We start from the raw sequence: 24,672 nt of genomic DNA on the forward strand, positions 1-24,672 counted from the left end.
AAGACGAGAACAGCCCCTGACCGGGTTACGCCTGGTCAGGGGCTGTTTTCACTGGTGTGGCGGGTGCAGGGTTCGAACCTGCGTAGGCTAAGCCGACGGATTTACAGTCCGCTCCCATTGGCCACTCGGGCAACCCGCCGTGGTGTTTCGCTGGAAAGGATAGCGGACCATCGGGGTGGGTGTGACATCGAGGCGGGGCGTGCGGGGCGTGGGGAGTCGATACGCTCTGTAGATCGTGATGCTGCTGCTGAGGGGATGTGTGGGCGATGGCCGACTCGTCGTTTGACATCGTGTCGAAGCTCGACCGGCAGGAGGTCGACAACGCGTTGAACCAGGCCGCCAAGGAGGTGGCGAACCGGTTCGACTTCCGGAACGTGGACGCGGGGATCAAGTGGTCCGGGGAGTCGATCGAGATCCAGGCGAACACCGAGGAGCGGGCGAACGCCGTGCTGGACGTGCTGAAGGACAAGCTCGTCAAGCGGGGGATCTCGCTGAAGGCGATCGACGCGGGTGAGCCGAAGCTGTCGGGCAAGGTGTACAAGCTGGGCGTGGGCCTGAAGGAGGGCATCGCCCAGGAGGACGCGAAGAAGATCGGCAAGATCATCCGGGACGAGGGGCCCAAGGGTGTGAAGGCCCAGGTGCAGGGGGACGAGCTGCGGGTCAGCTCGAAGAAGAAGGACGACCTCCAGCAGGTCATCACCCTGTTGAAGGGCAAGGACCTCGACGTCGCGCTGCAGTTCGTGAACTACCGGTAGGACGAGGGGAGCGCGCCGGCCCCATCCCCCGCAGAAGTGGCCGGCGCGCTCTTGTTGGTTATGACGCGGCGGCGTCCGGAGTGGTTCGGGCGAATCTAGCGGCGGCCGGCCATGCGTTCCAGGCGGGCGATGCGGTCGGCGGTCGGCGGGTGGGTGGAGAAGAGCTTGCCGATGCCGGCGCCCTGGAACGGGTTGGCGATCATCAGGGAGCTGGTGGTGGCGAGCTCGGGGTCCTGCGGCAGCGGCAGCGCGCGGGTGCCGGCGTCGATCTTGCGGAGGGCGGAGGCCAGGGCGAGGGGGTCGCCGGTGAGGCGGGCGCCCGCGGCGTCGGCGGAGTACTCGCGGGTCCGGCTGATGGCCATCTGGACGACGGCGGCGGCGACGGGGCCGAGGATCAGCATCAGGAGGGCGCCGAGGACGCCGGGGCCGTCGTCGTCCTCGGAGCGGCCGATCGGCAGGAAGATCGCCAGGTGGGACAGGTACGTGATGACCGTGGCGATGGCGGCGGCGACGGAGGAGATGAGGATGTCGCGGCTGTAGACGTGGGACAGCTCGTGGCCGAGGACGGCGCGCAGTTCGCGCTCGTCCAGCATCTGGAGGATCCCGCGGGTGCAGCAGACGGCGGCGTTGCGCGGGTTGCGGCCGGTCGCGAACGCGTTGGGCTGGCGGGTCTCGGAGACGTAGAGGCGCGGCATGGGCTGGCGGGCCGAGGTCGCCAGTTCCCGGACGAGCCGGTACAGCACCGGCGCCTCGACCTCGCCGACGGGGTGGGCGCGCATCGAGCGGAGCGCGATGCGGTCGCTGAAGAAGTACGCGACGCCGTTGGTTCCGAGGGCGATGACCAGCGCGATCGCCAGACCGGTGCCGCCGCCGAACGTCCAGCCGGCGACCAGCACCAATGCCGACAGCGCAGCGATCAATGCTGCCGTCTTGACGCCGTTGAACCGCACCTGCGTTGCCTCCCCGTCGACTCCGGCATGAACATCAACGGTTTGACCTGGGGGAACGTTCCCAAACGTTTCCCCGGTTACGTGGCGTTCCCGACCGTCTGCAGGACGATCTGGGGCGCGACGGACAGCACGACCGCGCCCGCGGCCGCCGCGGTGATGGCGGCGCGGACGCCGAGGCCCGGCACCGCGTCGTAGTCCTCGCTGGTGGCGGAGGGGGTGAAGAGGCGGACCGCCCAGGCGAGGTAGTAGTAGAGCCCGATCACGGTGTTGATCGCCATCACGACGGCGAGCCAGGTGACGCCGCCGGCGAGGGTGGCGCGGAACACGACGACCTTCGCGAACAGCCCCATGACGCCGGGGGGCAGGCCGGCGAGGCAGATGAGGAAGAAGGCCAGGGCGGTGGCCACGGCGGGGCTGCGGTGGGCGAGGCCGCGGTAGTCGTCGAGGGTGTCCCAGCGTCCGGTGGCGGCGCCGCGGCGGTGGAAGCCGATCACGACGGCGAACGCGCCGATGTTCATGACGGCGTAGAGGGCGACGTAGGCGGTGGTGGCGGCGACGGCCTCGGGGAGGCGGTGCGAGCCGACCGCGAGGGGCGCGAGCATGTAGCCCGACTGGGCGACCGACGACCAGGCCAGCAGGCGGATCGCGGTCCGCTGGCGGAGGGCGGCGAGGTTCCCGAGGGTCATGGTGAGGGCGGCCAGGACGGCGACGACGGGGCCCCACACGTGCCCGTAGGCGGGCAGGCCCAGGGCGAGGACGATCGCGAGCCCGGCGAACCCGGCGGCCTTGGAGACCACGGCGAGGAACACGGCGACGGGCAGCGGGGACCCCTGGTAGACGTCCGGCGCCCAGAAGTGGAACGGGACGGCTGCGACCTTGAACGCGAACCCGGCGAGGACGAGGACGGAGCCCAGCGCGGCGACGGGGTCGAGGTCGGCGGGGAGCCGGGCGAGGGCGGGCGCGATGCGGTCGAGGTGCATGGCGCCGGTCGCGCCGTACACGAGGCTGATGCCGAACAGCATGACCGCGGTGGACACGACGGAGACGAGGAACAGCTTCAGCGCGGCCTCGGAGGACGTCCCGTCGTAGCGGCGCAGCGCGGCCAGCGCGAACACCGGAAGGGAGAGGGTCTCCAGCGCGACGACGAGGAGGACGAGGTCGCGGGCCGCGACCAGGGTGAGGGCGCCGATGACGGCGGCGAGCAGCAGGAAGTGGTACTCCCCCACCGGGATCTTCGAGTCGGTGATCTCCTGGAGGGACAGCAGCACGACGATGACGGCGGCGCCGAGGATGATCCCCTGGAACAGCAGGGTGAAGTCGTCCGCGACGTAGGAGCAGGAGGCGGGGCCGCCGGAGCGCAGGCCGTCCGGCAGGCAGAAGGTGGCGCGGCGGTCCCCGGGGGCCAGTGCGATCACCGCGGCGAGCGCGGCGGCGAGGGACCCGCCGGACAGCAGGGACAGGACGCGGCGGGGCGCGTCGAAGGCGTCGGCGAGCAGCAGCCCGATCGCGGCGACGGCGAGGATCAGCGGCGGCGCGACCGCCGCGTAGTCGATGTCCTGGATCATCAGCCGCCTCCGAGCAGCGCGCGGACCGGACCCGTGGTCACGTCCAGCAGGGTCTTCGGCCAGAGGCCGACCAGCAGCGTCAGCGCGATCAGCGGCGCCCAGGCGGCGTACTCCTGGAGGGAGACCGACGCGACCGGGCCGCGGGGGACGGCGACGCCGTCGGACGGCCCGTGGGTGAGCCTCGCGAGCATCCGCAGGAAGTAGGCGGCGGTCAGGACGGTGCCGAGCGCGGCGACGGCCATGAACGTCACGAAGGTCTCGCGGGGCAGGTCGGCGTGCGGGCGGTACGCGCCGATCAGGGCGAGGACCTCGCCCCAGAAGCCGGCGAGGCCGGGGAGCCCGAGGGACGCGACGGACGCGAAGGTGAGGATGGAGGCCAGCCGCGGGGACGTGCCGAGCATGCCGCCGCCGAGGGCGTTCATGTCGGCGGTGCCCCAGCGTTCCTTGATCGAGCCGACGAGGAAGAACAGCAGGCCGGTGATGAGGCCGTGCGCGATGTTGCCGAAGAGGGCGGCGTTGACGCCGACCGGGGTGAGGGTGGCGATGCCGAGCAGGACGAACCCCATGTGCCCGACGGACGAGTAGGCGATCATCCGTTTGAGGTCGCGCTGGGCGAGGCAGGCGAGCGCGCCGTAGACGATCCCGATGACGGCGAGGAGGCCGAGCCACGGCGCCCAGACCTGCGCGCCGCCGGGGGCGAGCGGGAGCGCGACGCGGACCAGGCCGTAGGTGCCCATCTTCAGCAACACCCCGGCCAGCAGGACGGACCCGACCGTGGGGGCCTCGGTGTGCGCGTCGGGGAGCCAGGTGTGCAGCGGCCACATCGGCGCCTTGACCGCGAACCCGATCCCCATCAGGGCGAACGCGGTGATCTGGAGGCCGTGCGACAGGCCGGCTCCGTGCCGGGCGGCCAGGTCGGTCATGTCGAGCGTGCCGGCCTCGGCGCCGACGAGCAGCATCCCGGCGAGCAGGAACCCGGAGCCGAGGAGCGTGTAGAGGATGAACTTGGTGGCGGCGGCGCGGCGGCCCGCCCCGCCCCACAGCATGATCACCACGTACATGGGGACGAGGACGGTCTCGAAGAACACGAAGAACAGCACGAGGTCGAGCGCGACGAAGGTGCCGAGCATCCCGACCTCCAGGACGAGCAGCAGGGCGGTCAGCAGCCGGATCCGGCCGCCTTCCGGCGGGTGCCGCAGCGTGTAGAGGAAGCACAGGAACGTCAGCAGGGCGGTCAGCACGACGAGGGGCAGCGAGATCCCGTCCACGCCGAGGTGGAACCGCAGGCCGATGGCGGGCGCCCAGGGCCGGTCGACCTCCATCTGCATGCGGGACGTGCCGGCGAAGTCGAACGCGGTCAGCGCCGACACCGCGACGAGCAGGGTCGCGGCGGACACGGCCGTCCCGAACGCGCGGACGGCGAAGCCGGTGCGCAGGAACCGGTTCGCCGGGACGAGCATCGCCAGCGCCCCGAGCAGCGGGATCGCCATCATCAGCACGAAGATCACTGGAAGATCACCACCGCGGCCGCGATGGCGGCGACACCGGCGAGCAGGCCGGTGAGGTAGGTCTGCGGGTTTCCGTTCTGGACGAATCTGACCAGGCCGCCGATCCGCCCCGCGCCGCGTCCGGCGCCGACGACGGCGGCGTCCACGCCCCGCTGGTCGAACAGGACGACATGTCGAGCCAGGGCCTGGACGGGCCGGACGATGACCGCCGTATAGAGCTCGTCCACGTAGAAGGCCCGCGCGAAGACGGTACGGACGGGGCCGAGCGCGCGCGCGGGATCCAGTGCCGGGTCGCGGTTCCACACAAGGAAGGCACCGCCCGCGCCCACCGCGAGCAGCAGCACGCTGAGCAGCGACGCTCCGAGTTGGGGCCGCAGTTCCGAAGCCCCGAGGCCGAAGAATCCGAGGATCGCGGCGGGGACAGCCAGCGCCGCCACGGTCCACGACATGATCCGTGCCGGGTCGCGGACCTCGTACGTCCCGCGCCGCTCACCGAAGAACGTCATCAACCACGCACGCATCGCATAGGCGGCCGTCAGGACGACCGTGACGAGCAATCCCCCGTAGACCAGCCAGGCGATCCCGCCCGATGTGACCTCGCCGCCATGCAGGGCTGCGTGCTGGGCGGCCTCGATGACGGCGTCCTTGCTGAACCACCCGCTGAACGGCGGGACGCCCGCGAGCGCGGCGAAGCCCACGGTCATCGACCAGAACGTGAGGGGCATGCCGCGCCGCAGGCCGCCGTAGTGGGCGAGCATGTTCGACCCGGCGGTCACGATGACGCACCCGGCGGCCAGGAACAGCAGCGCCTTGAACGCCGCGTGCGTCAGCAGGTGGAAGATCGCGGCCGACCGCGCCCCCACCGCGAGCCCGGCGGCCATCACGGCGAGCTGGCTGATCGTGGAGTAGGCCAGCACGCGCTTCAGGTCGTCCTGGGCGAGGGCGGCGCACGCCGAGCCGACCATGGAGACCACCGCGAGGACGCCGAGGACGGCGAGCGCGGACGGCGCCGCGAGGAACACCCCGTACAGGCGCGCCACGACGTAGATCCCCGCCGCGACCATCGTGGCCGCGTGGATGAGGGCGCTGATCGGCGTGGGGCCCGCCATCGCGTCCGGGAGCCAGGTGTGCAGCGGGAACTGGGCGCTCTTGCCCGCGACGCCCGCGACCAGGAGCAGCGCGGCCGCCGTCGCCGTCGACTGCGGGAGGTCGCCGGCCGTCCGGACGATCCGGTCGATCTGGAACGTCCCCGCGCCCACGCCGAGCACGATCACGCCGATGAGGAAGCCGACGTCGCCGAGCCGCGTGACGAGGAACGCCTTGACCGCCGCCCGCGAGTTGGCCCGCTCCTCCCAGTGGTGCCCGATCAGGAAGTACGAGCAGATGCCCATGACCTCCCAGCCCACGTACAGGACGAGCAGGTCGCCGGAGTAGACGACGAGCAGCATCGCGGACGTGAACAGGGAGATGAACGCGGCGTAGGAGGAGTACCGGCGGTCGCTCGACATGTACGCGACCGAGAACACCTGGACGGCGAGCGCGACACAGCAGACCATGAGGCCGACCACCGCGGCCAGGCCGTCCACCTGGAACCCGACCCTGATCGGCACCGATCCGGTGTCGACCAGCGTGAGCACGCCGGTGCGCTCGCCCGGGTCGCGCCAGACGGCGAACGCGACGATCGCCGACAGGACGAGCGACACCGCGACCGGCGCGCAGGCGATCAGCGCGGGGCCGTTCCGCAGCGGCGACCCCGCGGGGCCGCCGCGCAGCGCCCGGGTCAGGGACGGGCCGAAGAGCAGGCCGGCGAACGCGGCGAGGAAGGGCAGCAGCGCGGCGAGCGACGCGAGCCAGATCACTGCGCCGCCTCCTCGCGCTCGGGCGCCGGTTCGGGAGTGCCCTCCCCGCCGTCGGACACGCGTCCGGCCGGACGGGGGACGGCCTCCGCGTCCTCCACGGCCTCCGCGTCTTCGGAGAGCGCGCGGAGGCGGTCGACGTCGATCATCTGCCGGTTGCGGAACACCAGCAGCACGACCGCGAGGCCGAGCCCGACCTCCGCCGCGGCGATCACGATGGTGAACAGCGTGAGGACCTGGCCGCCGTGCAGGCGGTCCCGGTACCAGACGTCGAACGTGACGAGGTTGAGGTTCACCGCGTTCAGCATCAGCTCGACCGACATCAGGACGAGGATCGCGTTGCGGCGCGCGAGCACCCCGTACACGCCGACGGAGAACAGGAGGGCGGCGACGACCGTCGGGTAGGCGAGATGCATCAGGCGGCGCCCTTCCCGTCCGGCTCCGCGCCGGGCTTCGCGTCCGGCTCCCCGACGGGTTTCCGGACCGGCTTCGCCTCAGCCGCCGGACGGGCCCGGATGTCGGACCGCGACAGGACGATCGCGCCGACCAGCGAGGCCAGCAGCAGCACCGACAGGACCTCGAACGGCAGCACCCACGTCCGGAACACGGCGCCGCCGAGCTCGTCCGCCGACCCGCCGCCCGCGCGCAGCGGCATCCGCGCGCCGCCGAACCCCATGACCGTCACCGTGACCAGGACGGCGGCCGTGGCGGCGGCGACGGCCAGCGCGGCCCACCGGTTCCCGGAGTCGAGGTCGGCGGACTGCCCGATCGGCGCCCGCGTCAGCATGACCCCGAACAGCAGCAGCACCACGACGGCGCCGACGTAGATGAGGACCTGCACCCAGGCCACGAACTCCGCGGTGAGGACGAGGTAGCCGCCCGCGAGCGCGCCGAACGACACGACCAGCCACAGCGCCGCGTGGACGAGCTGCCGCGTCGTGACCACGAGGATCGCGGAGCCGACGGCCACCACGCCGAGCAGCGTGAACACGATCTCCTGGCCGCTCATCCGCGCTCTCCCGGCCCCGGGGGCGGGCCCGTGCGGGGAGTCCGGGCGGCCCGCGCGGCGGCCTTCTCCGCCGCGGCCACCTCCTTCGGCGGCTCGGCGGACGGGTCGTGCGCCTGCGGCGGCGGGACGGTCCACATCCACTCCCGCAGCCGCTCCTTCTCGTGCGTCAGCTCGGCGATGTCGTACTCGGCGTACTCGAACTCCGGCGACCAGAACAGCGCGTCGAAGGGGCACACCTCGATGCAGATGCCGCAGTACATGCAGAGCGCGAAGTCGATCGCGAAGCGGTCGAGGACGTTGCGGGTCCGGGGGCGCCCGCCGCCTTCGGCCGGGAGCGTCTCCTTGTGCGAATCGATGTAGATGCACCAGTCGGGACACTCGCGGGCGCACAGCATGCACACCGTGCAGTTCTCCTCGAACAGCGCGATGACGCCCCTGCTGCGCGGCGGCAGGTCCGGTTGCACTTCGGGGTACTGGCGCGTTATGGACCGCCGCGTCATCGTCCGCAACGTGACCGCCAGCCCCTTGGCCAGCCCGCCTCCTGGTAGCCGTCCCACGCGCCCCATGATTGCGCACGATCGGCGTGGGGGGAACGCGACGGGTTCGGCGTTCGTCCAACGAGGTATAGGTCGTGTGCTAGTGCGCAGGCTTGCGGCCGGGGAGGGCATGTGGGTCATCACGCGGAGCGCCCCTACGATCCCGAGCCCGAGCACCGCTCCCGGCCGGCGTCCGACCACCCCCGTCCCCAGCACCGGCACCCGCCGCGACCTCCGCAGCGGCCGCACCCGGCGCCCGGCAGGCGCCCCCCGTACCCGGGTCCGCCCGGGGCCCCGTACCCGGGTCCGCCCGGGCCCGCGCAGCCGCCCCTGCCGTCGCCCATCCCGGTGCCCACCCCGCAGACGGCCCGCGGAATCGTTTGGGCTTTCGTGCCCTTTGTCACGCTGGGCTACGGGACGCCGTTCTCGTTCCTGTACGCGGCCGTCCGGCGGCGGTCCCTCGGGCTCGGGATCACCGCCGCCGGCTACGGCGCCGGCACGGCCGCCGTGATGATGATGCTCCAGGCCGGCGACCCGATCTTCCTCGTCCTCGGCTCGTTCCTGGCGATCCTGCTGTGGATCGCCGGGACGGGGCACGCGTTCGCCGTCCGGCCGTCGGTCTTCCCCCGCGAGATCCCCCGCAACGTGCTCAACGAGCACGCGATCGAGGTCGCCAGGTACCGGCGGTCGCTGCGCGAGCAGGCCCGCGCGCTCGCCGCCGAGGACCCGGCGCTCGCCCGCGAGCTGCGCATCGGCCGCCCCGACGTGCCGCGCGCCTACGACGACGGCGGGCTCGTGGACGTCAACCACGCGCCCCGCGAGATCATCGAGGCGCTGCCCGGCATGACCCCGGAGATCGCCGACCGGATCGTGCGCCGCCGCGCGCAGACGGGCGGGTTCGTCTCCGTCGAGGAGATGGCCCTCGACGCCGACGTCCCGCCGGACGTCCTCCCCCAGCTCGCCGACTTCACGATCTTCCTCCGCTGACCCCCCGGCGCCGGCGGCGCTCAGAGGGCGACCCTGAGGACGCCGGTCAGCGCGAGCTGGGCCAGCGACAGCGGGACGAGCCACGCCCAGGCGAGCTTCTGCAGCTGGTCCTCGCGCATGCGCGGGTAGCTGACCCGCAGCCAGATCACGCAGAACGCCAGCACGGCGATCTTCAGCAGCGTCCAGAGCCAGCCCAGCTCGGTGTTCAGGAACGGGCCCTTCCACCCGCCGAGGAACAGCACCGTCGTCAGCGCGCACAGCACGACGATCCCGGCGTACTCGGCCAGGATGAACAGCGCGAAGCGCAGCCCGCCGTACTCCGTGTACGGGCCGAAGATGATCTCCGAGTCGGCGACCGGCATGTCGAACGGCGGGCGCCGCAGCTCCGCCAGGCCCGCGACGAAGAAGACCACGCCGCCGACCGCCTGCCACGGCAGCCACCACCAGCGCCACTCCTCCACGACGCCCTGCAGCGACAGCGTCCCCGCCGCCATCGCCACCGACGACGCCGCGAACACCATCGGCAGCTCGTAGGACATCAGCTGCGCCGCGACCCGCATCCCGCCGAGCAGGGAGTACTTGTTCGCGCTCGCCCAGCCCGCCATGATCGCGCCGATCACCCCGACGCCCATCACGGCGAGCGCGAAGAACACCCCGGGGCCGAGGTCGAGCGCGACCTGCCCGCCGGGCCCGACCGGGATCACCAGCAGCACCAGCAGGTACGGGACGATCGCCACGCCCGGCGCCAGCTTGAACACCCAGCGGTCGGCGTCGCGCGGGACCACGTCCTCCTTCTGCGCGAACTTGACGCCGTCGGCGACGAGCTGTGCCCAGCCGTGGAAACCGCCCGCGTACATGGGGCCGAGACGGCCCTGCATGTGCGCCATCACCTTGTGCTCGGCCTGCCCCACCAGCAGCGGGAGCACCGCGAACGCGCCCGCGACCAGCACCAGCTTGACCACGACCTCAAGCATGGGGCCCCCAGCCCTCCGGAACCCCGGGCGGGCGGACGCGGCGGCGGCTCGGCGCCCCGTGCCCCGACTCGCCCGGCTCCTTGGCGCCCGGCCACGGCTTGGCGACGCGGGCGGCGAGCACGAAGTCCTTGCGCAGCGGGTGGCCCTCGAACCCGTCGGGCAGCAGCAGGGGCACGAGGTTCGGGTGGCCCTCGAAGAGGATGCCGAACATCTCCGCCGTCTCCCGCTCGTGCCATGCGGCGCCCCGGTAGACGCCCGTCGCCGTCGCCAGCACGGGCGCCCGCTTCGTGACGCGCGTGCGGATCAGCAGGTGGTGGCGGCGCTCCAGCGAGTACACGTGGACGACGACCGCGAAGCCGTCCTCCAGCTCGTCGACGCCGGTCAGCCAGTCGAAGAAGCCGCAGGACAGGTCGTCGCGCGCGAAGGTGAGCGCGTCCAGCCAGAGCTCGGGGGACACCCCGACGGCCAGCCCGCCGAAGGTCTCCTCGGTGGTGACCTCGTCGCCGAAGCGTCCCGTCCAGGCGTCGGCGAGTTCCGCTCCCGGCGGCTGCGGGCTCATCGGTCGCGCCCGATCTGGTCGTCGTGGTCGTCGTCCACCAGCCCGGGGATGATCGACGGGTCGTGCGACGGGTCCGCGCCCAGGTCGTCGTCCTCCACCACCGGGACGGGCACGGTGACGTACTGGTCCTCGACCATGTGGACGGGCTGCGTCGTGTCGGACGGCCCAGCAGGAGGCGCGGCCTGCTCGGGTTCGGGTTCGGGCGCGGGTTCGGGCTCGCCCGAAACGTCGGCCTCGCCGAGATGCCGGACGGGCTGGGTGACGTCGGTCGGATCGACGGGCGGCGCTCCGGGCTCCGGCGCGACCGGCGGCTGGACGGGCGGCGCCTTGTCCTCCGGCCGGACAGGCTGCGTCTTGTCCTCCGGCCGGACGGGCGGCGTCATGTCCTCCGGCCGGACAGGCTGCGTCTTGTCCTCCGGCCGGACGGGCGGCGTCTCGGGCCTCGGTTCGAGCTCCATCGTGGCCTCCGCGTCGCCGAGGTGCGGGACGGGCAGCGTCTCGTTGTCCGCGGCCGCGGTCTCTTCCGCCTCGTCCTTCGGGGGCTCGGCCTCATGGCCGTCGGCCTCCAGGCTGTGCCAGTGCTCGAAGCTCTCGTGCTCGTCGGACGGGGGTGGCGGCTGGAGCGGGCGGCGCAGGACGGTGGCCGGGAACGGACGCGGCGCGGGCGGCGGGGCGACGGGCTCGCCGCCGCCGTCCCCGCCGTAGCGGTCGCCCAGCGACTCGCCCGCGATCTTCTCCTGGAGGTGGACGATGCCCTGCAGCAGCGCCTCGGGCCGGGGCGGGCAGCCGGGGACGTAGACGTCCACCGGGATGATCTGGTCGACGCCCTTGGTCACGCAGTAGGAGTCCCAGTACGGGCCGCCGCAGTTGGAGCAGGCGCCGAAGGAGATGACGTACTTGGGTTCGGGCATCTGCTCGTAGAGGCGCCGCACCGCGGGGGCCATCTTGTCGCTGACGGTGCCGGAGACGACCATCAGGTCGGCCTGCCGCGGACCCGGCGCGAACGGGATGACGCCGAGCCGGATGAAGTCGTGCCTGCTCATCGACGTCGCGATGAACTCGATGGCGCAGCAGGCCAGGCCGAAGTTGAAGACCCACAGCGAGTAGCGGCGGCCCCAGTTGAGCACGAACCTGATCGGCTTGGGCGCGAGCCGCGACAGCGGCCCGACGCTCGGCGGGGGAAGATCGATGGTGCCCACGACGCCATTGTTACAGCGCCGGAGGGGTCAGACCCAGGACAGGACGCCCTTCTTGCCCGCGTAGGCGAGGCCCGCGGCCAGGAACGCCAGGAAGACGAACATCTCGCCGAGCGTCGTCGCGCCGTAGCCGGGGTCGGAGAAGACGGTCGCCCAGGGGAAGAGGAACACCGCGTCCACGGCGAACACCACGTAGAGGTAGGCGAAGACGTAATAGCGCACGTAGGAGTGGGCCCAGCCCTCGCCGACAGGGTCGACGCCGCACTCGTACGTCGTCAGCTTCTCGACCGTGGGACGATGGGGACGCAGCAACCGGTTCGCCGCGAGAGCTCCCCCGACGATCCCGGCGCCCGCGAGGAGCAACACGACCAGAACGACATATGTGTCGAAATAGTTATGCACCAGATCCTCCTCGTGTGCGTCACATCCAGTATCTCGCGATGCAGCATCGAGAAGTGTGACGTGGTACCTCCACCCGGGAGGATCACAGTGTCATGCTCTTGCTGCACACTAGGTTCGCATGGGTCGGTTTTGACCTGGAAGGACGTGACCGGATGAGCAACCCCCCGCCTCCCCCGGGCTGGGAATCCCCGGGTGGGGCCTCCTGGCCGCCTCCGCCGCCGCCAGCGGGCCCGGGCGGGCCCGGTCCCGGCGGACCCGGAGGCCCGGGCGGCCCGCCCCCGCCCGGCGGCTTCGGTGGTCCCGGAACGCCGCCCCCCTTCTTCCCCCCGCCCCCCGGCGGCCCGATGGGCCCGCCGATGCCTCCGCCGAAGCGCGGCGGTGGCGGCGGCCTGGTGATCGGCCTCATCGGCGGCGGCCTCGTCCTCCTTGTGATCATCGCGGTCGTGGTGTTCGTGGTGGCCAAGGGCGGCGGCAAGTCCCCCGAGGAGAAGCTGACCGCGGCCGCGACCAACATGGACGCCGCCCGCGCGGTCTCGCTGAAGGGCACGTTCGGCGGCAGCGAGACGCTGCGCGGCGAGCTGAACGTCACCAAGGGCGGCCGCGCGATGGGTCCGGTCACCTGGAACACCGACCAGGTCACCGTGCTGTCGGCCGACGGCAAGCTGTTCGTGAAGGGCGACAAGTCCTACTGGACGCGGCAGATCTCCTCCACCGACGACCCCTACTACCTCACCTCGGGTGAGCAGTGGGGCCGGCTGAGCGCGGACGAGCTCGACCTCGACTTCAAGGAGCAGCTGTCGCCGACGGCGCTGGCGAGCAAGATCCGCTCGGCCCGGCTGTCGCGCGTCAAGCCGATCGAGACGACCTGGATGGGCAAGAAGGCGCTCAAGTTCAGCACCTTCTCCTCCACGCTCTACATCACCGACGAGGACGACGCCGAGCTGATCCGCTACGAGGCGACCACGCCGCGGGTCGCGCTGGACGTCACCCCGAAGGACTCCGGCGACGCCTCGTCCCTCATCTCGGACATGCGCACCAGCATGGGCGAGCTGAAGGACGCCTTCAACGCCTCGTCCAAGCCGACGGTCGACGAGTGGAAGAAGGGCGGCTGCAACGGCAACTCCGGCTGCACGGTCGAGGCCAAGATCCGGCCGCCGTACGACGTGGAGAAGCCCGTCACGATCGACGTCCGGTTCCGGCTCACCGCCGGCACGCTGACGGGCCGCGACCTCGGCAACTGCACCGCGCGCATCACGATCTCCAGCTCCCTGTCTCAGTGGGCGAGCTGCCGGGTCGTGAGCAGCTCGTGGACGAGCTGGGCGAAGGCGACCGGCGGCACGTTCTACAAGCACGCCGAGTACAAGGTGATCGGCGCCACCTCCGCCGAGGTGTCCGCTCTGCAGAACGGCCTCGACAGCGAATGACGCCGCAGGTGAGGCGCATCACGCGCTGATCCGCACCGGCAAGGGTGCCCGGTGGCGCTCCTCCCGTTCCGGGAGGACGCGCCGCCGGGCACCCTTATGCTCTTTGTGGACGGCCCCTCCAGGGCCCGGCGGCCGCCCTTCCCCCCGGAACGTTTCGGAGCCCGTCGGCGCCCACCGGGGGACGCCTCCAGATCCCTTGCTTTGTGTCTGACGGTCGGGCCGGTACCTGGCCCCGGAAGTGAGCAGAGTGAGCCCCGAGTGAGCGCTGAACAGGACGAGCCGTCGCCGACGGCCTCTTCCCGACCCCCGTATCCGGACGAGTCCGGCGACGCCTCCCACCCGGACGGCGGCCCGCAGCAGGGCGCCCCCGTCCAGGAGGGCCCCCACCCGGGGGACGTCCGCGTCGCCGGCGGCCAGGCCCCACCCGGCGCGGCCGCTCCCACCGGTCCGGACGCGGCTCACACGGGCTCCCCCGGCTCGGATCCGGAGGCGACCCCCACCGATCCGCGCGGCACGCCCTCCTTCGTCCCCGCGGGCCCGCCCTCCGCCGCTCCGCCCGGCGCGGGCCTCCCGCCTGACGCGGGCTTCCCGGGCGAGCCGGGCGCGGCCTTCTCGCAGAGCGGTCCCGTCCCGCCGGTGCGCCAGCGCAGGCCCCGGGGCCGGCGCGTGGTGGTGTTCGCCGGGGCCGCGGCCGCCGTCGTGGTGGCCGGAGCGGTGGCGGCCGTGGCGCTCACCGGGGGCGAGGAGGCCCCGAAGCCGAAGCCGAAGGCGACCGCGCCGGCTCCTCCTCCGGCGTGGACGGTCGCGGCGGGCCGAGCCCTCACCTCCGGGACGGGCCTGCGCTACGACGGCACCCTGACGATCAACGGCCGGCCGGTCCAGGCGCGGCTGCGCGTGACCCCGGCCGGGGCGGCGAGCGGCACGCTCACCGCGGGCGTGCTGACGGCGGAGGTCGTCGCGATCGGCGGCGACACCTACCTCAGGGCCGGGACGGCGTTCTGGCAGACCTACGCGAGCGGCGTCGCGCACCCGGAGTACTACGCGGGACGCTGGTCCAAGGCGCCCGCCTCGGTGCCCGGTTTCGACGTCCCGGACATCCTCGGGCCCAAGGCGATCGCCAGGTCGCTGGCGAAGTCCCCGGCGAAACCGCCCACGGAGAACGTGGGCGGCGTCCGCGCCTTCAAGGTCAAGGCGTCCGGCGCGGAGTACGTGCTCACGGCCCAGGCCCCGTACCGGCTGCTGGCGGTGCGCCCGGCCGGGCAGGCGGCGCAGCACTTCACCGTCGCGCCGGTGGCGGCCCCGGAGACGCTGTTCGCCGAACTGCGTCCGCGGGTGGCCCGGCTCGGGGGCGCGTTCGATCCCGGCCTGCGCTTCACGCCGGGGACGCTGGCGTTCAGCAACTGCGACCAGAACACCAGCGGCTGCACGGTGAGCATGCCCGCCACGCTCACCGAGCCCGCGACGGTGCCCGACGGCGCGCGGGCGGTGCTGCGTGCGGCGCTCTCCTCCAAGGGCGAGCCGCTCGGGTCGTGCTCGGGGGCGGGACCGGTCCCGGCCAACCGGTCGCTCGTCCTGCGCTGCACCGTGACGAGCAAACTGTGGCGGCACTGGATGCGCGCGGCCCTCGACAACCCCGGCTCCTACCCCTACGAGGCGAAGGCGCGCGTCGTCGGGGAGGCCGTCGACGTCGCCGACGTGCCGAAGCTCCTCGCCCGCGTCGACCGCGAGCGCAAGGCGGTGGTGAAGGCGGCCGCGGGCACGCCGGGCCCGACGGTGTCGGCCGAACCGTCGGTCAAGCGCTCGGAGCGACCGGAAATCGCCACATCTCAGACACCAGGGACACCGTGAGCCCCACGTGCAGGGGCGGTGCGGTCGAACGGGATTCCGGATGTCTACACTTCGGGTCGTGAACTCCACGCCTCTGGGGAGCGGATGCTCCTCGACGAGTCCCGCGCGGCCGCTGGTCCGGCGTCTGCACGTCGACCTGTGCCGCCAGCGCAGCTGCCTGTGTTCGGGATGAACCCGTGGGCCCGTCCAGGTCGTATCGCCCGATAGGACCTGCGGAGCGTTCGCCGCCCGTCGCTCGCCTCCATGACGCGCGGCCACCGGCACCGGACGAGGAACGCGCGCCTTCCCTGCGCGGTCATCCCAGTGTGCGGCCCGTCACCGCTAACCCATCCTGTCCCGGACATACCATGAAGGTAAGCCTAAGTAGCATCACGATCCTGGGTGCCTCCCCCAGGACGGATGCTGCGCGTCGAGGAGGTCTTCCTCTGTGACCAAACAGGTCCAGCAGCTCGACCGCGTCATCATTCGCTTCGCCGGAGACTCCGGCGACGGCATGCAGCTGACCGGCGACCGCTTCACCCAGGAGACCGCGGCGTTCGGCAACGACCTTTCCACGTTGCCGAACTTCCCGGCCGAAATCCGCGCCCCCGCCGGGACCCTCCCCGGCGTGTCCAGTTTCCAGTTGCACTTCGCCGACCACGACATCCTGACCCCGGGCGACGCGCCCAACGTCCTGGTCGCGATGAACCCCGCCGCCCTCAAGGCGAACCTCGGGGATCTTCCGCACGGCGCCGACCTCATCGTCAACACCGACGAGTTCAGCAAGCGCAACCTCGCCAAGGTCGGCTACGCGGCCAGCCCCGTCGAGGACGGCTCGCTGTCGGAGTACCGGGTCCACGCGCTGCCGCTGACCTCGATGACGGTGAAGGCGCTCGAAGACTTCGACATCTCCAAGAAGGACGCCGAGCGCGCGAAGAACATGTTCGCCCTCGGCCTCCTGTCGTGGCTGTACCACCGTCCCACCGAGGGGACACTGGCCTTCCTGGAGCGCAAGTTCGCCAGCAAGCCCGAGATCATGAAGGCCAACATCGCGGCCTTCCAGGCGGGCTGGTCCTACGGCGAGACGACCGAGGCGTTCTCGGTGCAGTACGAGATCAAGCCGGCCGAGCACGAGCCGGGGCTCTACCGCAACATCACCGGGAACCTCGCGCTGGCGTACGGGCTGGTCGCGGCGGGCGTGCAGAGCGGGCTGCCGATCTTCCTCGGCTCCTACCCGATCACGCCGGCGTCCGACATCCTGCACGAGATCTCCAAGCACAAGCGGTTCGGCGTCCGCACCTTCCAGGCCGAGGACGAGATCGCCGCGGTCGGCGCGGCGCTCGGCGCCTCGTTCGGCGGGTCGCTCGGCGTCACCACCACGTCGGGCCCCGGCATCGCGCTCAAGAGCGAGACGATCGGCCTCGGCGTCGCGACCGAGCTTCCGCTGCTGGTCATCGACGTGCAGCGGGCCGGCCCGTCCACCGGCCTGCCGACCAAGACCGAGCAGGCCGACCTGCTGCAGGCCATGTACGGCCGCAACGGCGAGGCGCCCGTCCCGGTGATCGCGCCGCAGTCCCCGTCGGACTGCTTCGACGCAACGATCGAGGCGGCGCGGATCGCGGTGAAGTACCGCACGCCGGTGATCCTGCTGTCGGACGGCTACCTCGCCAACGGCTCCGAGCCGTGGCGGCTGCCGGACGTGGCGACGCTGCCGAAGATCGAGCCGAACTTCGCCGAGCCGTCGCAGGAGGAGTTCCAGCCGTTCGCGCGCGACCCGGAGACCCTCGCCCGCCCGTGGGCGGTCCCCGGCACGGCCGGGCTGGAGCACCGGATCGGCGGTCTGGAGAAGGCCGACGTCACCGGCAACATCTCCTACGACCCCGCCAACCACGACCGCATGGTCCGGCTCCGCCAGGCCAAGATCGACGGGATCGCGAACGACATCGAGCCGCTCGCCGTGGACGACCCGTCCGGCGCGGCCCGTGTCCTGGTGGTGGGCTGGGGCGGGACGTACGGGGCCATCTCCGCCGCCGTGCGGCGCGTGCGGGCGTCCGGGCGCGCCATCGCGCAGGCCCACCTGCGGCACCTCAACCCGTTCCCCGCGAACCTGCCCGAGGTCCTGCGCTCCTACGACAAGGTGATCGTCCCTGAGATCAACCTCGGCCAGCTAGGGCTGCTGCTGCGCGGCCGGCTGCTCATCGACGTGATCGGCTACAACCAGGTCCGCGGCCTGCCCTTCAAGGCCGAGGAGCTCCAGGGCGTCATCCAGGATGTGATCGACAGTGAGTGACAACGGAGCCCACGGCACCGTCCCCGCCAACGGCAACGGGTCCGCCAACGGCAACGGCAACGGACCGGCGGACGGCCGCGGCCTGCTCTCCCTCGTCCCGAAGGCGGACGGGAAGCAGACGATGAAGGACTTCAAGACCGACCAGGAGGTGCGCTGGTGCCCCGGGTGCGGTGACTACGCGATCCTCGCGGCCGTCCAGTCGTTCCTTCCCGAGCTCGGGCTGCGCCGCGAGAACATCACGTTCATCTCCGGCATCGGCTGCTCGTCGCGGTTCCCGTACTACATGAACACCTACGGGTTCCACTCGATCCACGGCCGCGCGCCCGCGATCGCGACGGGCCTCGCCACGTCCCGTCCCGACCTGTCGGTGTGGGTGGTGACCGGGGACGGCGACTCGCTGTCCATCGGCGGCAACCACCTGATCCACGCGCTGCGCCGCAACGTCAACCTCAAGATCCTGCTGTTCAACAACCGGATCTACGGGCTGACGAAGGGCCAGTACTCGCCGACCTCGGAGATCGGCAAGATCACCAAGTCGACGCCGATGGGCTCGCTCGACGCCCCCTTCAACCCGCTGTCGCTCGCGATCGGTGCGGAGGGCACATTCGTCGCCCGCACCATCGACTCCGACCGCAAGCACCTGCAGTCGGTCCTGCGGGCCGCCGCGCAGCACCGCGGCACCGCGCTCGTCGAGATCTACCAGAACTGCAACATCTTCAACGACGGCGCGTTCGACCCGCTGAAGGACGCGGACGTGCGCGACGACGTCACCGTCCGGCTGGAGCACGGCGAGCCCATCGTCTTCGGGGCGGACCGTGCCAAGGCGCTGCGCCGCACCCCGACCGGGTCGTTCGAGGTCGTGAACGTCGCCGACGTCGACCCGGCCGAGATCGCCGTGCACGACGCCCACAACCCGGACCCGTCGCAGGCGTTCGCGCTGTCGCGGCTCGACCAGCCGGCGTTCGAGCACACCCCGATCGGCATCTTCCGGGACGTCGACCGCCCGTCCTACGACGAGCTGATGCGGGCCCAGCTCGACGAGGCCGTCCAGGCGCAGGGCGAGGGCGACCTCGCGGCCCTGCTCGGCAGCGGCGACACCTGGCGCATCGACTAGACGGCGTCTCCGCAGGCCCGGCCCCCGCTTCACGGGGGCCGGGCCTTTTCGCGCTTGGAAACCCCGCGAACGGGGCACGGTCTCCCACGTGCCGGTCGGCCGGCGATCCGCGGCGGTCTTCCGGGCGGGAGGCCGTGCGCGGCGGCGTCCTCGCCTGACAGACTGAGGAGATCACGAACCGGGAGGTGACGATGCGGGTCATACCGCGCCTGAACAAGGGTCGTCAGCGGGACGAGGAACCCGCACCCGTCCCGGCGCCTCCCGCCCCGTCCCCCGAACCCGCGGCTCCGGACCCGAGCCTGAAATGGCCGCCCCCGCCCGCACCGGTCCTCCCCGAAGACGCCGCCGCGACGACGCAGCCCCAACCGACGACCGCCCGGCCCCCTGCCCCCGTCCCGCCCGAGGAGACCGCGCCCACCGCGGACACCCGTCCCATGAAGACCGGGTTCGAGCCGGGCCGCGACCCCGCTGAGGCGCTGGGGCAGGAGAGCCTCCGGGACGCGGAGCCGCGCTCCCAGGCCACGACGGCCGTTCTGCCCGCGGCCACGCGCCCCCTGGGCACGGAGGCCGAGAGGCGGCGGGCGCGGGCCGCCCAGCGGCAGCGGGAGGCCGCGGAGATGAAGCGGAGCCGGGCGGCGCGGCGGCAGGGCCGCCCGTACCGGGAGGCCGCGCCCGCGAGGGCCGCCGACCAGCACCGGTCGGCGATGCTGGTCATGGTGCTCACACTGGGACTGCTGATCGCGGCCGTCGCGGTGACCGGCGGGATGATCGCGTCCTCGATGCGGACGCGCCCGGTGACGCTGGCCGCCCCGCTGCACATCTACCCCGTCGCGCAGGTGCTGCCGGGCCCGTGCCCCGCCGGGACGCAGGGCATCACCGGACAGGCCGCCACCGGGGTGACCTGCTACCGGCTCACCCAGGGGATCGCGATCCACAAGGTCGCCGACCTGCGCGTGCAGAAGTCGCGGGTGAAGCCCGGCGGATACGACGTGGCGCTCACGCTGCGCCCCGGCGACCGCCGCGCGTTCGCCGAGCTGACCCGGGCGACGGTCGGCCGCGACCTGGCCTTCGTCGTCCGCGACCGCCTCGTCACCCTGCCGCGCGTCGACATGGCCATCACCGACGGAAAGGTCGTCGTCACCGGCTCCCCCGACCGCCCCTCGGCCAACGCCCTGGTCCGCCAGCTGCGTTCTTGATTGCTTTTTCTCCTCCTTCGGGCCTGGCGGCCCTCCATCGTCGAAAAAGCGGGCGATCGCTGGCATCGCTTCGTCTCGCCTTGGCGGCTCGCTGCGCGATCAGATTCTTGCTTCGCTCGAATCTGCCTTCGGACGCGATCGCAACCATTGAGGTTGTTGCGTGGTTGCGGGGCGGGCTGGGGTGGGTTCAGTAGTGGGCCGGGTCGGCGTTGAGCCGCCTTGTGCGCGGCTCGGTGGTGGTTACGGCAGGTCTTCGCCTTGGACGGCTTGGATCTCCAGTTCGACCTTGAGGCTCTCGCCGACGAGGGAGATGCCCGCTTCCAGGATCTGGTTGAAGCGGATGCCGAAGTCGGTGCGGGGGAGATCGGCGGTGGCGCGGAACGCGGCGCGGAGGCCGCCCCACGGGTCGGAGCCCATGCCGAGATAGATCATGTCGAGGTCGACCGGCTGGGTGATGCCGTTGAGGGTGAGGCGGCCGTGCACCGTCCAGCGGTCGGGTCCGGCGCCGGTCAGCCCGTCGCCCTCGTAGGTGAGGACGGGATGGACGTCGGCGTTCAGGAAGTCGGCCGAGCGCAGGTGGTCGTCGCGCATCTTGTTGCCGGTCTCGATGGACGCCGCCTCGATGCGCGCCGTGACGCGGGACTCCTCGACCGGCTCGGCGATCTCGATGCGTCCCTCGAAGGCGGCGAACCGGCCGCGGACGCTCGACAGGCCGATGTGCTGGGCGACGGCGCCGATGTTGGAGTGCGCCGGGTCGATCGTCCAGACGCCGGGCGGCGGGAGCTCGGTGCCGCCCGCCCGGCCGAGGACGATCCTGCCGATGTCGGCGCTTCCGGCGCTGGACACGATCATCGTGGCGGCGGCCGGCTGGAAGCCCATGGCCGTCACGATCACCGTGTAGGTGCCGGGGGGCAGCGGGCCGGCGGCGAGCACGCCGTCCTCGCCGGTCTGCTCGCGCGCGACCTGGTCGCCCGCCAGGTTCGTGACCGTGACGATGGCGTGCCGCACCGCCCAGCCGTCCTTCGTCCGCACCGTTCCGCGCAGACCTCGGTTAGCGTCCATCAACGACCCGCACTCCAGGTTCCGTGTCTCGTGGCCGCCGCCTGCGGGCGGCCCGGCTCGCTCGTGCCCGTCACTCGTCCGGGTAGCCGAGCTTGAGGTCGTGGTCGTCCAGCCCGCTGCCGGAGAGCGACAGGCCGGTCGCGACCGGAGGATATCCGGACGCGATCACCGTGTACTGGCCACCGGTGAGGTCGGTGAAGGCGTACTCGCCGTCCGGTCCCGTGATGACCATCGCGACGACGTTGCCGGCGGCGTCGACGAGCGTGACCCGCGCCTCCCCGACCGGCTCGCCCGACTCGTTGCGGACCGTTCCGCGGATGCGGGCGCCGGGCGGCATCTCCACGTCCAGCCGCGTCTGGCCGTTGCCGGTCACCTCCACCGGCATCGCGACCGGGCGGTGCGCGGCGGCGCTGACGGCGAGCGTGTAGGCGCCGGCCACGAGGTCCTTGAACGTGTAGCGGCCGTCGGCGTCGGTGCGGCCGGTGCCGACGACGTCGCCGCGCACGTCGGTGACGACGACCATCGCGTTCACGATGGGGGTGCCGTCGGCGCTGCGGACCGTTCCGGCGAGGCCGCCGCTGCCGGCCAGCAGCAGGTCGAACTCGACCGGCCGGTCGCCGACGACGAGGGTCGCGGCCTGCGGCTCGTGCCCGCCGGTGGCGGCGATCAGCACGTAGCTGCCGGGGCCCGGCGTCGGCAGCGCGTACCGCCCGTCCTCCCGCGTGATCGCGCGGGCGAGCTGGTGGCCGTCGACGCCGATGAGGGTGAGGGCGGCGGACGCGACGGGCTCGCCTTCGCGGGTCCGCACCACGCCGCGGACGGGGACGCCGCCGCCGTTGGCGTCCTGCTCGATCTGCTGGGCGAGGAGCTTCGCCTGGGCCGCCAGCTCCGCGGCGGCCGGGGTCTCCGACGCCTGGGCGGGCGGGGCCGCGGCGACGGTGGCGAAGCGGCCGTCGTCCGGGTAGCCGTTGTCGCGTGCGTGCCTGCCGGCGCCGACCGCGCCGACCGCCCCGGTCCGCACCACCGCGGACGGCGGGCGCACGACGCCGCTCTCCGCCGGGACGTCGGTCGCGGGCGCCTCGGACGGCGGCGCGTCCTTGCCGCGGTGCGCCGAGCCGCGCAGGGGGAGCTCCTTCAGCGCCAGCATCGCGAGGAAGCCCACCAGGGCGATGGGGATGCCGACGAGGAAGACGCTCTGCAGCGAGTCGGTGAAGGCGTCCTGGATGATGCCCCTGATCTGCGGATCAAGCTTGCTGATCTCCTCCGGGGAGCCGAGGTCGGTCGCGCCGCCGCCGGCCGGCACGGGGATGCCCGCCGCGCGGAAGCCGCTGGTGATCTCCTCCGCGACCCGGTTGGTGAGGATCGCGCCGAACGCGGCCACGCCCATCGCGCCGCCGAGGTTGCGGAAGAACGAGACGCCGGACGTCGTCGAGGCGAGGTCGGCGGGCGCGGCGGCGTTCTGCGCGGCCAGGATGAGGATCTGCAGGCTGAGGCCCATGCCGACGCCGAGGACGGCGAGGTCGGCGCCGACGATGACCTTGGGCGAGTCGGTGTGCAGCAGCGACAGCAGGTACAGCCCGCCGGCGACGCACAGCAGCCCGACCACCGGGAAGATCTTGTAGCGGCCCGTCCGGGTGACGACCTGGCCGGAGCCGGTGGAGGTGATTAGCATCCCGACGACCAGCGGCAGCGTCATCAGGCCGGACGTCGTGGGGCTCATCCCCTTGACGATCTGCAGGTACTGCGGCATGTAGATCATCACGCCGAACATCGCCATGCCGACGCAGACGGAGACGAACGAGGTCAGCAGGAAGGTGGGGTTGCGGAACAGCCGGGGCGGCAGGATCGGGTCACGCGCGACGCGTTCGGCGACGACCGCGAGGACGAGCAGCAGGGCGGCGACGCCGAGCAGGGCGTAGGTCCACCGGGAGTTCCAGTCGAACTCGATCCCGCCCATGGACAGCACCAGCATCAGCACGGCGGCGCTGCCGGTGATGGTGAACGCCCCGAACACGTCGATGCGGGTGTCGCGCCGCACCTTGGGCAGCTTGAGCACCTTCTGGATGACGAGGAAGGCGACGATGGCGAGCGGCACGCACACGTAGAAGCACCAGCGCCAGCCGAGGCTGTCGGCGTCGACGATGAACCCGCCGAGCAGCGGCCCCGCGACCGTCGAGACGCCGAACACCGCGCCCATGAACCCGGCGTAGCGGCCGCGCTGCCGGGGCTCGACGACGTCCCCGAGGATGACCTGGGCCAGCGCCGACAGGCCGCCGACGCCGAGGCCCTGGAACGCGCGGGCGGCGATCAGCTGGCCGATGTTCTGCGACAGCCCCGCCCCCACCGAGGCGGCCACGAAGATGACCAGGGCGGTCTGGAACATGAGCTTGCGGCCGGCGATGTCCGACAGCTTGCCCCACAGGGGCGTGGACGCGGTCATGGTCAGCAGGGACGCGCTCGCGACCCAGGACAGCTTGTCCTGGCCGCCGAGGTCGCCGACGATCGTCGGCAGCGCCGTGGCGACCACCGACGTCGAGATCATCGACGTCAGCATCGCCATCATCAGACCGGCGAGGATCTCCAGGATCTGTCGGTGCGTGTACTGCGGTCTCGCTTGCTCTGGCGCCGCCGGGCCGTGCGACGCCACGCTCGCCTGAGCCACATTGCCCCCACAACTCAGATGAATTACCTGTGTTTTGCATGTATCTTATGTAGACGCATGTTTACTTGCAACTCAGGACATAATGGACACCGACTGTAACGGCGACCGGGGGCTGGCGGAATGCAGGTCGGGGAACAGATCGGAAAACAGGCCGCGGGCGCGGCGGCGCGGGGGCGCAAGCGCGACCGGGAGGCCACCCGGCGCCGCATCCTGGACGCCGCCCGCGACCTGTTCGGCGAGCACGGCTACGACGGCGTCACCGTCCGCATGATCGCCGGGCACGCCGAGGCGAACACGGCGCTGGTCCACCGGTACTTCGGCTCCAAGGCGGCGCTGTTCGGCGAGGTCCTGGCCGGGGAGTCGGTGATCCGCGGCGTCATCGCGGGCGACCCCGGGGGGCTGCCGCGCCGGCTCGCCGAGCACTTCGTCCGGCAGGTCGACCAGCGCTCGGTCACCGCCATGTCCCGGATGCTGGACCGGTCGGCGGGCCACCCCGAGGTCAAGGAGATCCTGCTCCGCTACCTGGAGGACGTGATCGTCGAGCCGATGGTGGCGCAGCTCCAGGGGCCCGACGCGCGGGCGCGGGCGCTGCTCGCGTCCACGATCATCATGGGCGGCGGGCCGGTGCGGCGCCTGGTCGGCCTCGGCGACCTGCGCGCCGCCGACCCCGCCGACCTCACCGACCGCCTCACCGCCATGTTCACCGCGGCCCTCGCCCCCTCCGTCCACCGCGAGACGTAGCACCCCGGGGCCGCGTACCCCGGCGGGAGCAGGCGGGATCGCCTTCAGGGCGGAGCGGA

General features: G+C 72.2%; 20 protein-coding genes, 1 tRNA gene and 1 pseudogene. 8 read left to right on the plus strand and 14 right to left on the minus strand.

Annotated features, from left to right (window positions below; genetic code table 11):
• Positions 1-57: 57 nt before the first annotated feature.
• Positions 58-139, minus strand: a tRNA-Tyr gene (locus ABWI04_RS04105).
• Positions 140-266: 127 nt separating this feature from the next.
• Between ABWI04_RS04105 and ABWI04_RS04110 the strand changes: the two genes are divergently transcribed.
• Positions 267-755: a YajQ family cyclic di-GMP-binding protein gene (locus ABWI04_RS04110; protein WP_345178307.1), complete on the plus strand. Its 489-nt coding sequence runs from the start codon at positions 267-269 to the stop codon at positions 753-755.
• Between the two features lie 95 nt (positions 756-850).
• On the opposite strand, the gene htpX is transcribed toward ABWI04_RS04110, so the two are convergent.
• The 7 genes and pseudogenes from htpX to ABWI04_RS04145 form a co-directional block, all read right to left on the minus strand.
• Complete coding sequence (htpX, locus tag ABWI04_RS04115; protein WP_345178305.1) at positions 851-1,705, minus strand: zinc metalloprotease HtpX; 855 nt, start codon at positions 1,703-1,705, stop codon at positions 851-853.
• A gap of 77 nt (positions 1,706-1,782) precedes the next feature.
• A complete protein-coding gene (locus tag ABWI04_RS04120; RefSeq protein WP_353831456.1) occupies positions 1,783-3,270 on the minus strand; it encodes an NADH-quinone oxidoreductase subunit N in 1,488 nt (495 codons plus the stop codon).
• Positions 3,270-4,778 (minus strand): complex I subunit 4 family protein, encoded by a 1,509-nt coding sequence (locus ABWI04_RS04125; RefSeq protein WP_353831457.1) that lies wholly within the window; start codon positions 4,776-4,778, stop codon positions 3,270-3,272. Before ABWI04_RS04125 ends, ABWI04_RS04120 begins: the two co-directional genes overlap by 1 nt.
• Positions 4,775-6,637: an NADH-quinone oxidoreductase subunit 5 family protein gene (locus ABWI04_RS04130; protein WP_353831458.1), complete on the minus strand. Its 1,863-nt coding sequence runs from the start codon at positions 6,635-6,637 to the stop codon at positions 4,775-4,777. Before ABWI04_RS04130 ends, ABWI04_RS04125 begins: the two co-directional genes overlap by 4 nt.
• A gap of 131 nt (positions 6,638-6,768) precedes the next feature.
• A pseudogene (gene nuoK / locus ABWI04_RS04135) lies at positions 6,769-7,050 on the minus strand (NADH-quinone oxidoreductase subunit NuoK); the annotation flags it as partial.
• Positions 7,050-7,643, minus strand: a complete 594-nt coding sequence (locus ABWI04_RS04140) for an NADH-quinone oxidoreductase subunit J family protein (RefSeq protein ID WP_353831460.1) — start codon at positions 7,641-7,643, stop codon at positions 7,050-7,052. The pseudogene nuoK and the gene ABWI04_RS04140, both read right to left, overlap by 1 nt.
• Positions 7,640-8,200, minus strand: coding sequence for a NuoI/complex I 23 kDa subunit family protein (locus ABWI04_RS04145; RefSeq protein ID WP_345178294.1), 561 nt, complete (start codon positions 8,198-8,200; stop codon positions 7,640-7,642). The genes ABWI04_RS04140 and ABWI04_RS04145 overlap by 4 nt, the downstream gene beginning before the upstream one ends.
• Positions 8,201-8,569: 369 nt before the next feature.
• On the opposite strand from ABWI04_RS04145, the gene ABWI04_RS04150 reads away from it, so the two are divergent.
• On the plus strand, positions 8,570-9,166 hold the full coding sequence (locus tag ABWI04_RS04150; protein ID WP_353831461.1) for a ComEA family DNA-binding protein: 597 nt from the start codon (positions 8,570-8,572) through the stop codon (positions 9,164-9,166).
• A 20-nt stretch (positions 9,167-9,186) separates the two neighbouring features.
• Here the strand turns inward: ABWI04_RS04150 and ABWI04_RS04155 are convergent, their stop codons facing one another.
• Genes ABWI04_RS04155 through ABWI04_RS04170 form a run of 4 tightly spaced genes read right to left on the minus strand, consistent with a single transcriptional unit; the run spans position 9,187 to position 12,297 of the window.
• Positions 9,187-10,140, minus strand: a complete 954-nt coding sequence (locus tag ABWI04_RS04155) for a complex I subunit 1/NuoH family protein (protein ID WP_345178290.1) — start codon at positions 10,138-10,140, stop codon at positions 9,187-9,189.
• A complete protein-coding gene (locus ABWI04_RS04160; RefSeq protein WP_345178289.1) occupies positions 10,133-10,699 on the minus strand; it encodes an NADH-quinone oxidoreductase subunit C in 567 nt (188 codons plus the stop codon). Before ABWI04_RS04160 ends, ABWI04_RS04155 begins: the two co-directional genes overlap by 8 nt.
• On the minus strand, positions 10,696-11,898 hold the full coding sequence (locus tag ABWI04_RS42795) for an NADH-quinone oxidoreductase subunit B (protein ID WP_502913121.1): 1,203 nt from the start codon (positions 11,896-11,898) through the stop codon (positions 10,696-10,698). Before ABWI04_RS42795 ends, ABWI04_RS04160 begins: the two co-directional genes overlap by 4 nt.
• A gap of 27 nt (positions 11,899-11,925) precedes the next feature.
• The gene (locus ABWI04_RS04170; RefSeq protein WP_345178286.1) at positions 11,926-12,297 is read right to left on the minus strand and encodes an NADH-quinone oxidoreductase subunit A; all 372 of its coding nucleotides are present in this window, start codon (positions 12,295-12,297) and stop codon (positions 11,926-11,928) included.
• Positions 12,298-12,653: 356 nt separating this feature from the next.
• Here ABWI04_RS04170 and ABWI04_RS04175 point away from each other — a divergent pair, with 356 nt between their 5' ends.
• The 5 genes from ABWI04_RS04175 (at position 12,654) to ABWI04_RS04195 (ending at position 20,148) form a co-directional block, all read left to right on the plus strand.
• Positions 12,654-13,721 (plus strand): hypothetical protein, encoded by a 1,068-nt coding sequence (locus ABWI04_RS04175; RefSeq protein WP_345178283.1) that lies wholly within the window; start codon positions 12,654-12,656, stop codon positions 13,719-13,721.
• A 258-nt stretch (positions 13,722-13,979) separates the two neighbouring features.
• Positions 13,980-15,569: a LolA-like protein gene (locus ABWI04_RS04180; protein WP_353831462.1), complete on the plus strand. Its 1,590-nt coding sequence runs from the start codon at positions 13,980-13,982 to the stop codon at positions 15,567-15,569.
• Positions 15,570-15,996: 427 nt separating this feature from the next.
• Positions 15,997-17,838, plus strand: a complete 1,842-nt coding sequence (locus tag ABWI04_RS04185) for a 2-oxoacid:acceptor oxidoreductase subunit alpha (protein ID WP_345178278.1) — start codon at positions 15,997-15,999, stop codon at positions 17,836-17,838.
• 82 nt (positions 17,839-17,920) lie between these two features.
• Positions 17,921-18,952, plus strand: a complete 1,032-nt coding sequence (locus ABWI04_RS04190) for a 2-oxoacid:ferredoxin oxidoreductase subunit beta (RefSeq protein WP_345178470.1) — start codon at positions 17,921-17,923, stop codon at positions 18,950-18,952.
• A gap of 191 nt (positions 18,953-19,143) precedes the next feature.
• Entirely contained in the window at positions 19,144-20,148 is a 1,005-nt protein-coding gene (locus ABWI04_RS04195) for a SecDF P1 head subdomain-containing protein (RefSeq protein ID WP_353831463.1), read from the plus strand.
• Positions 20,149-20,388: 240 nt separating this feature from the next.
• On the opposite strand, the gene ABWI04_RS04200 is transcribed toward ABWI04_RS04195, so the two are convergent.
• Positions 20,389-21,210 (minus strand): YceI family protein, encoded by an 822-nt coding sequence (locus tag ABWI04_RS04200; protein ID WP_345178274.1) that lies wholly within the window; start codon positions 21,208-21,210, stop codon positions 20,389-20,391.
• Between the two features lie 70 nt (positions 21,211-21,280).
• The gene (locus ABWI04_RS04205; RefSeq protein WP_353831464.1) at positions 21,281-23,872 is read right to left on the minus strand and encodes an MFS transporter; all 2,592 of its coding nucleotides are present in this window, start codon (positions 23,870-23,872) and stop codon (positions 21,281-21,283) included.
• 120 nt (positions 23,873-23,992) lie between these two features.
• Here ABWI04_RS04205 and ABWI04_RS04210 point away from each other — a divergent pair, with 120 nt between their 5' ends.
• On the plus strand, positions 23,993-24,613 hold the full coding sequence (locus ABWI04_RS04210) for a TetR/AcrR family transcriptional regulator (RefSeq protein WP_345178271.1): 621 nt from the start codon (positions 23,993-23,995) through the stop codon (positions 24,611-24,613).
• Positions 24,614-24,672: the final 59 nt, after the last annotated feature.

Origin of the sequence: Actinomadura sp. NPDC000929, from assembly GCF_040492065.1 — a bacterium.
Lineage (GTDB): Bacteria > Actinomycetota > Actinomycetes > Streptosporangiales > Streptosporangiaceae > Spirillospora > Spirillospora verrucosospora.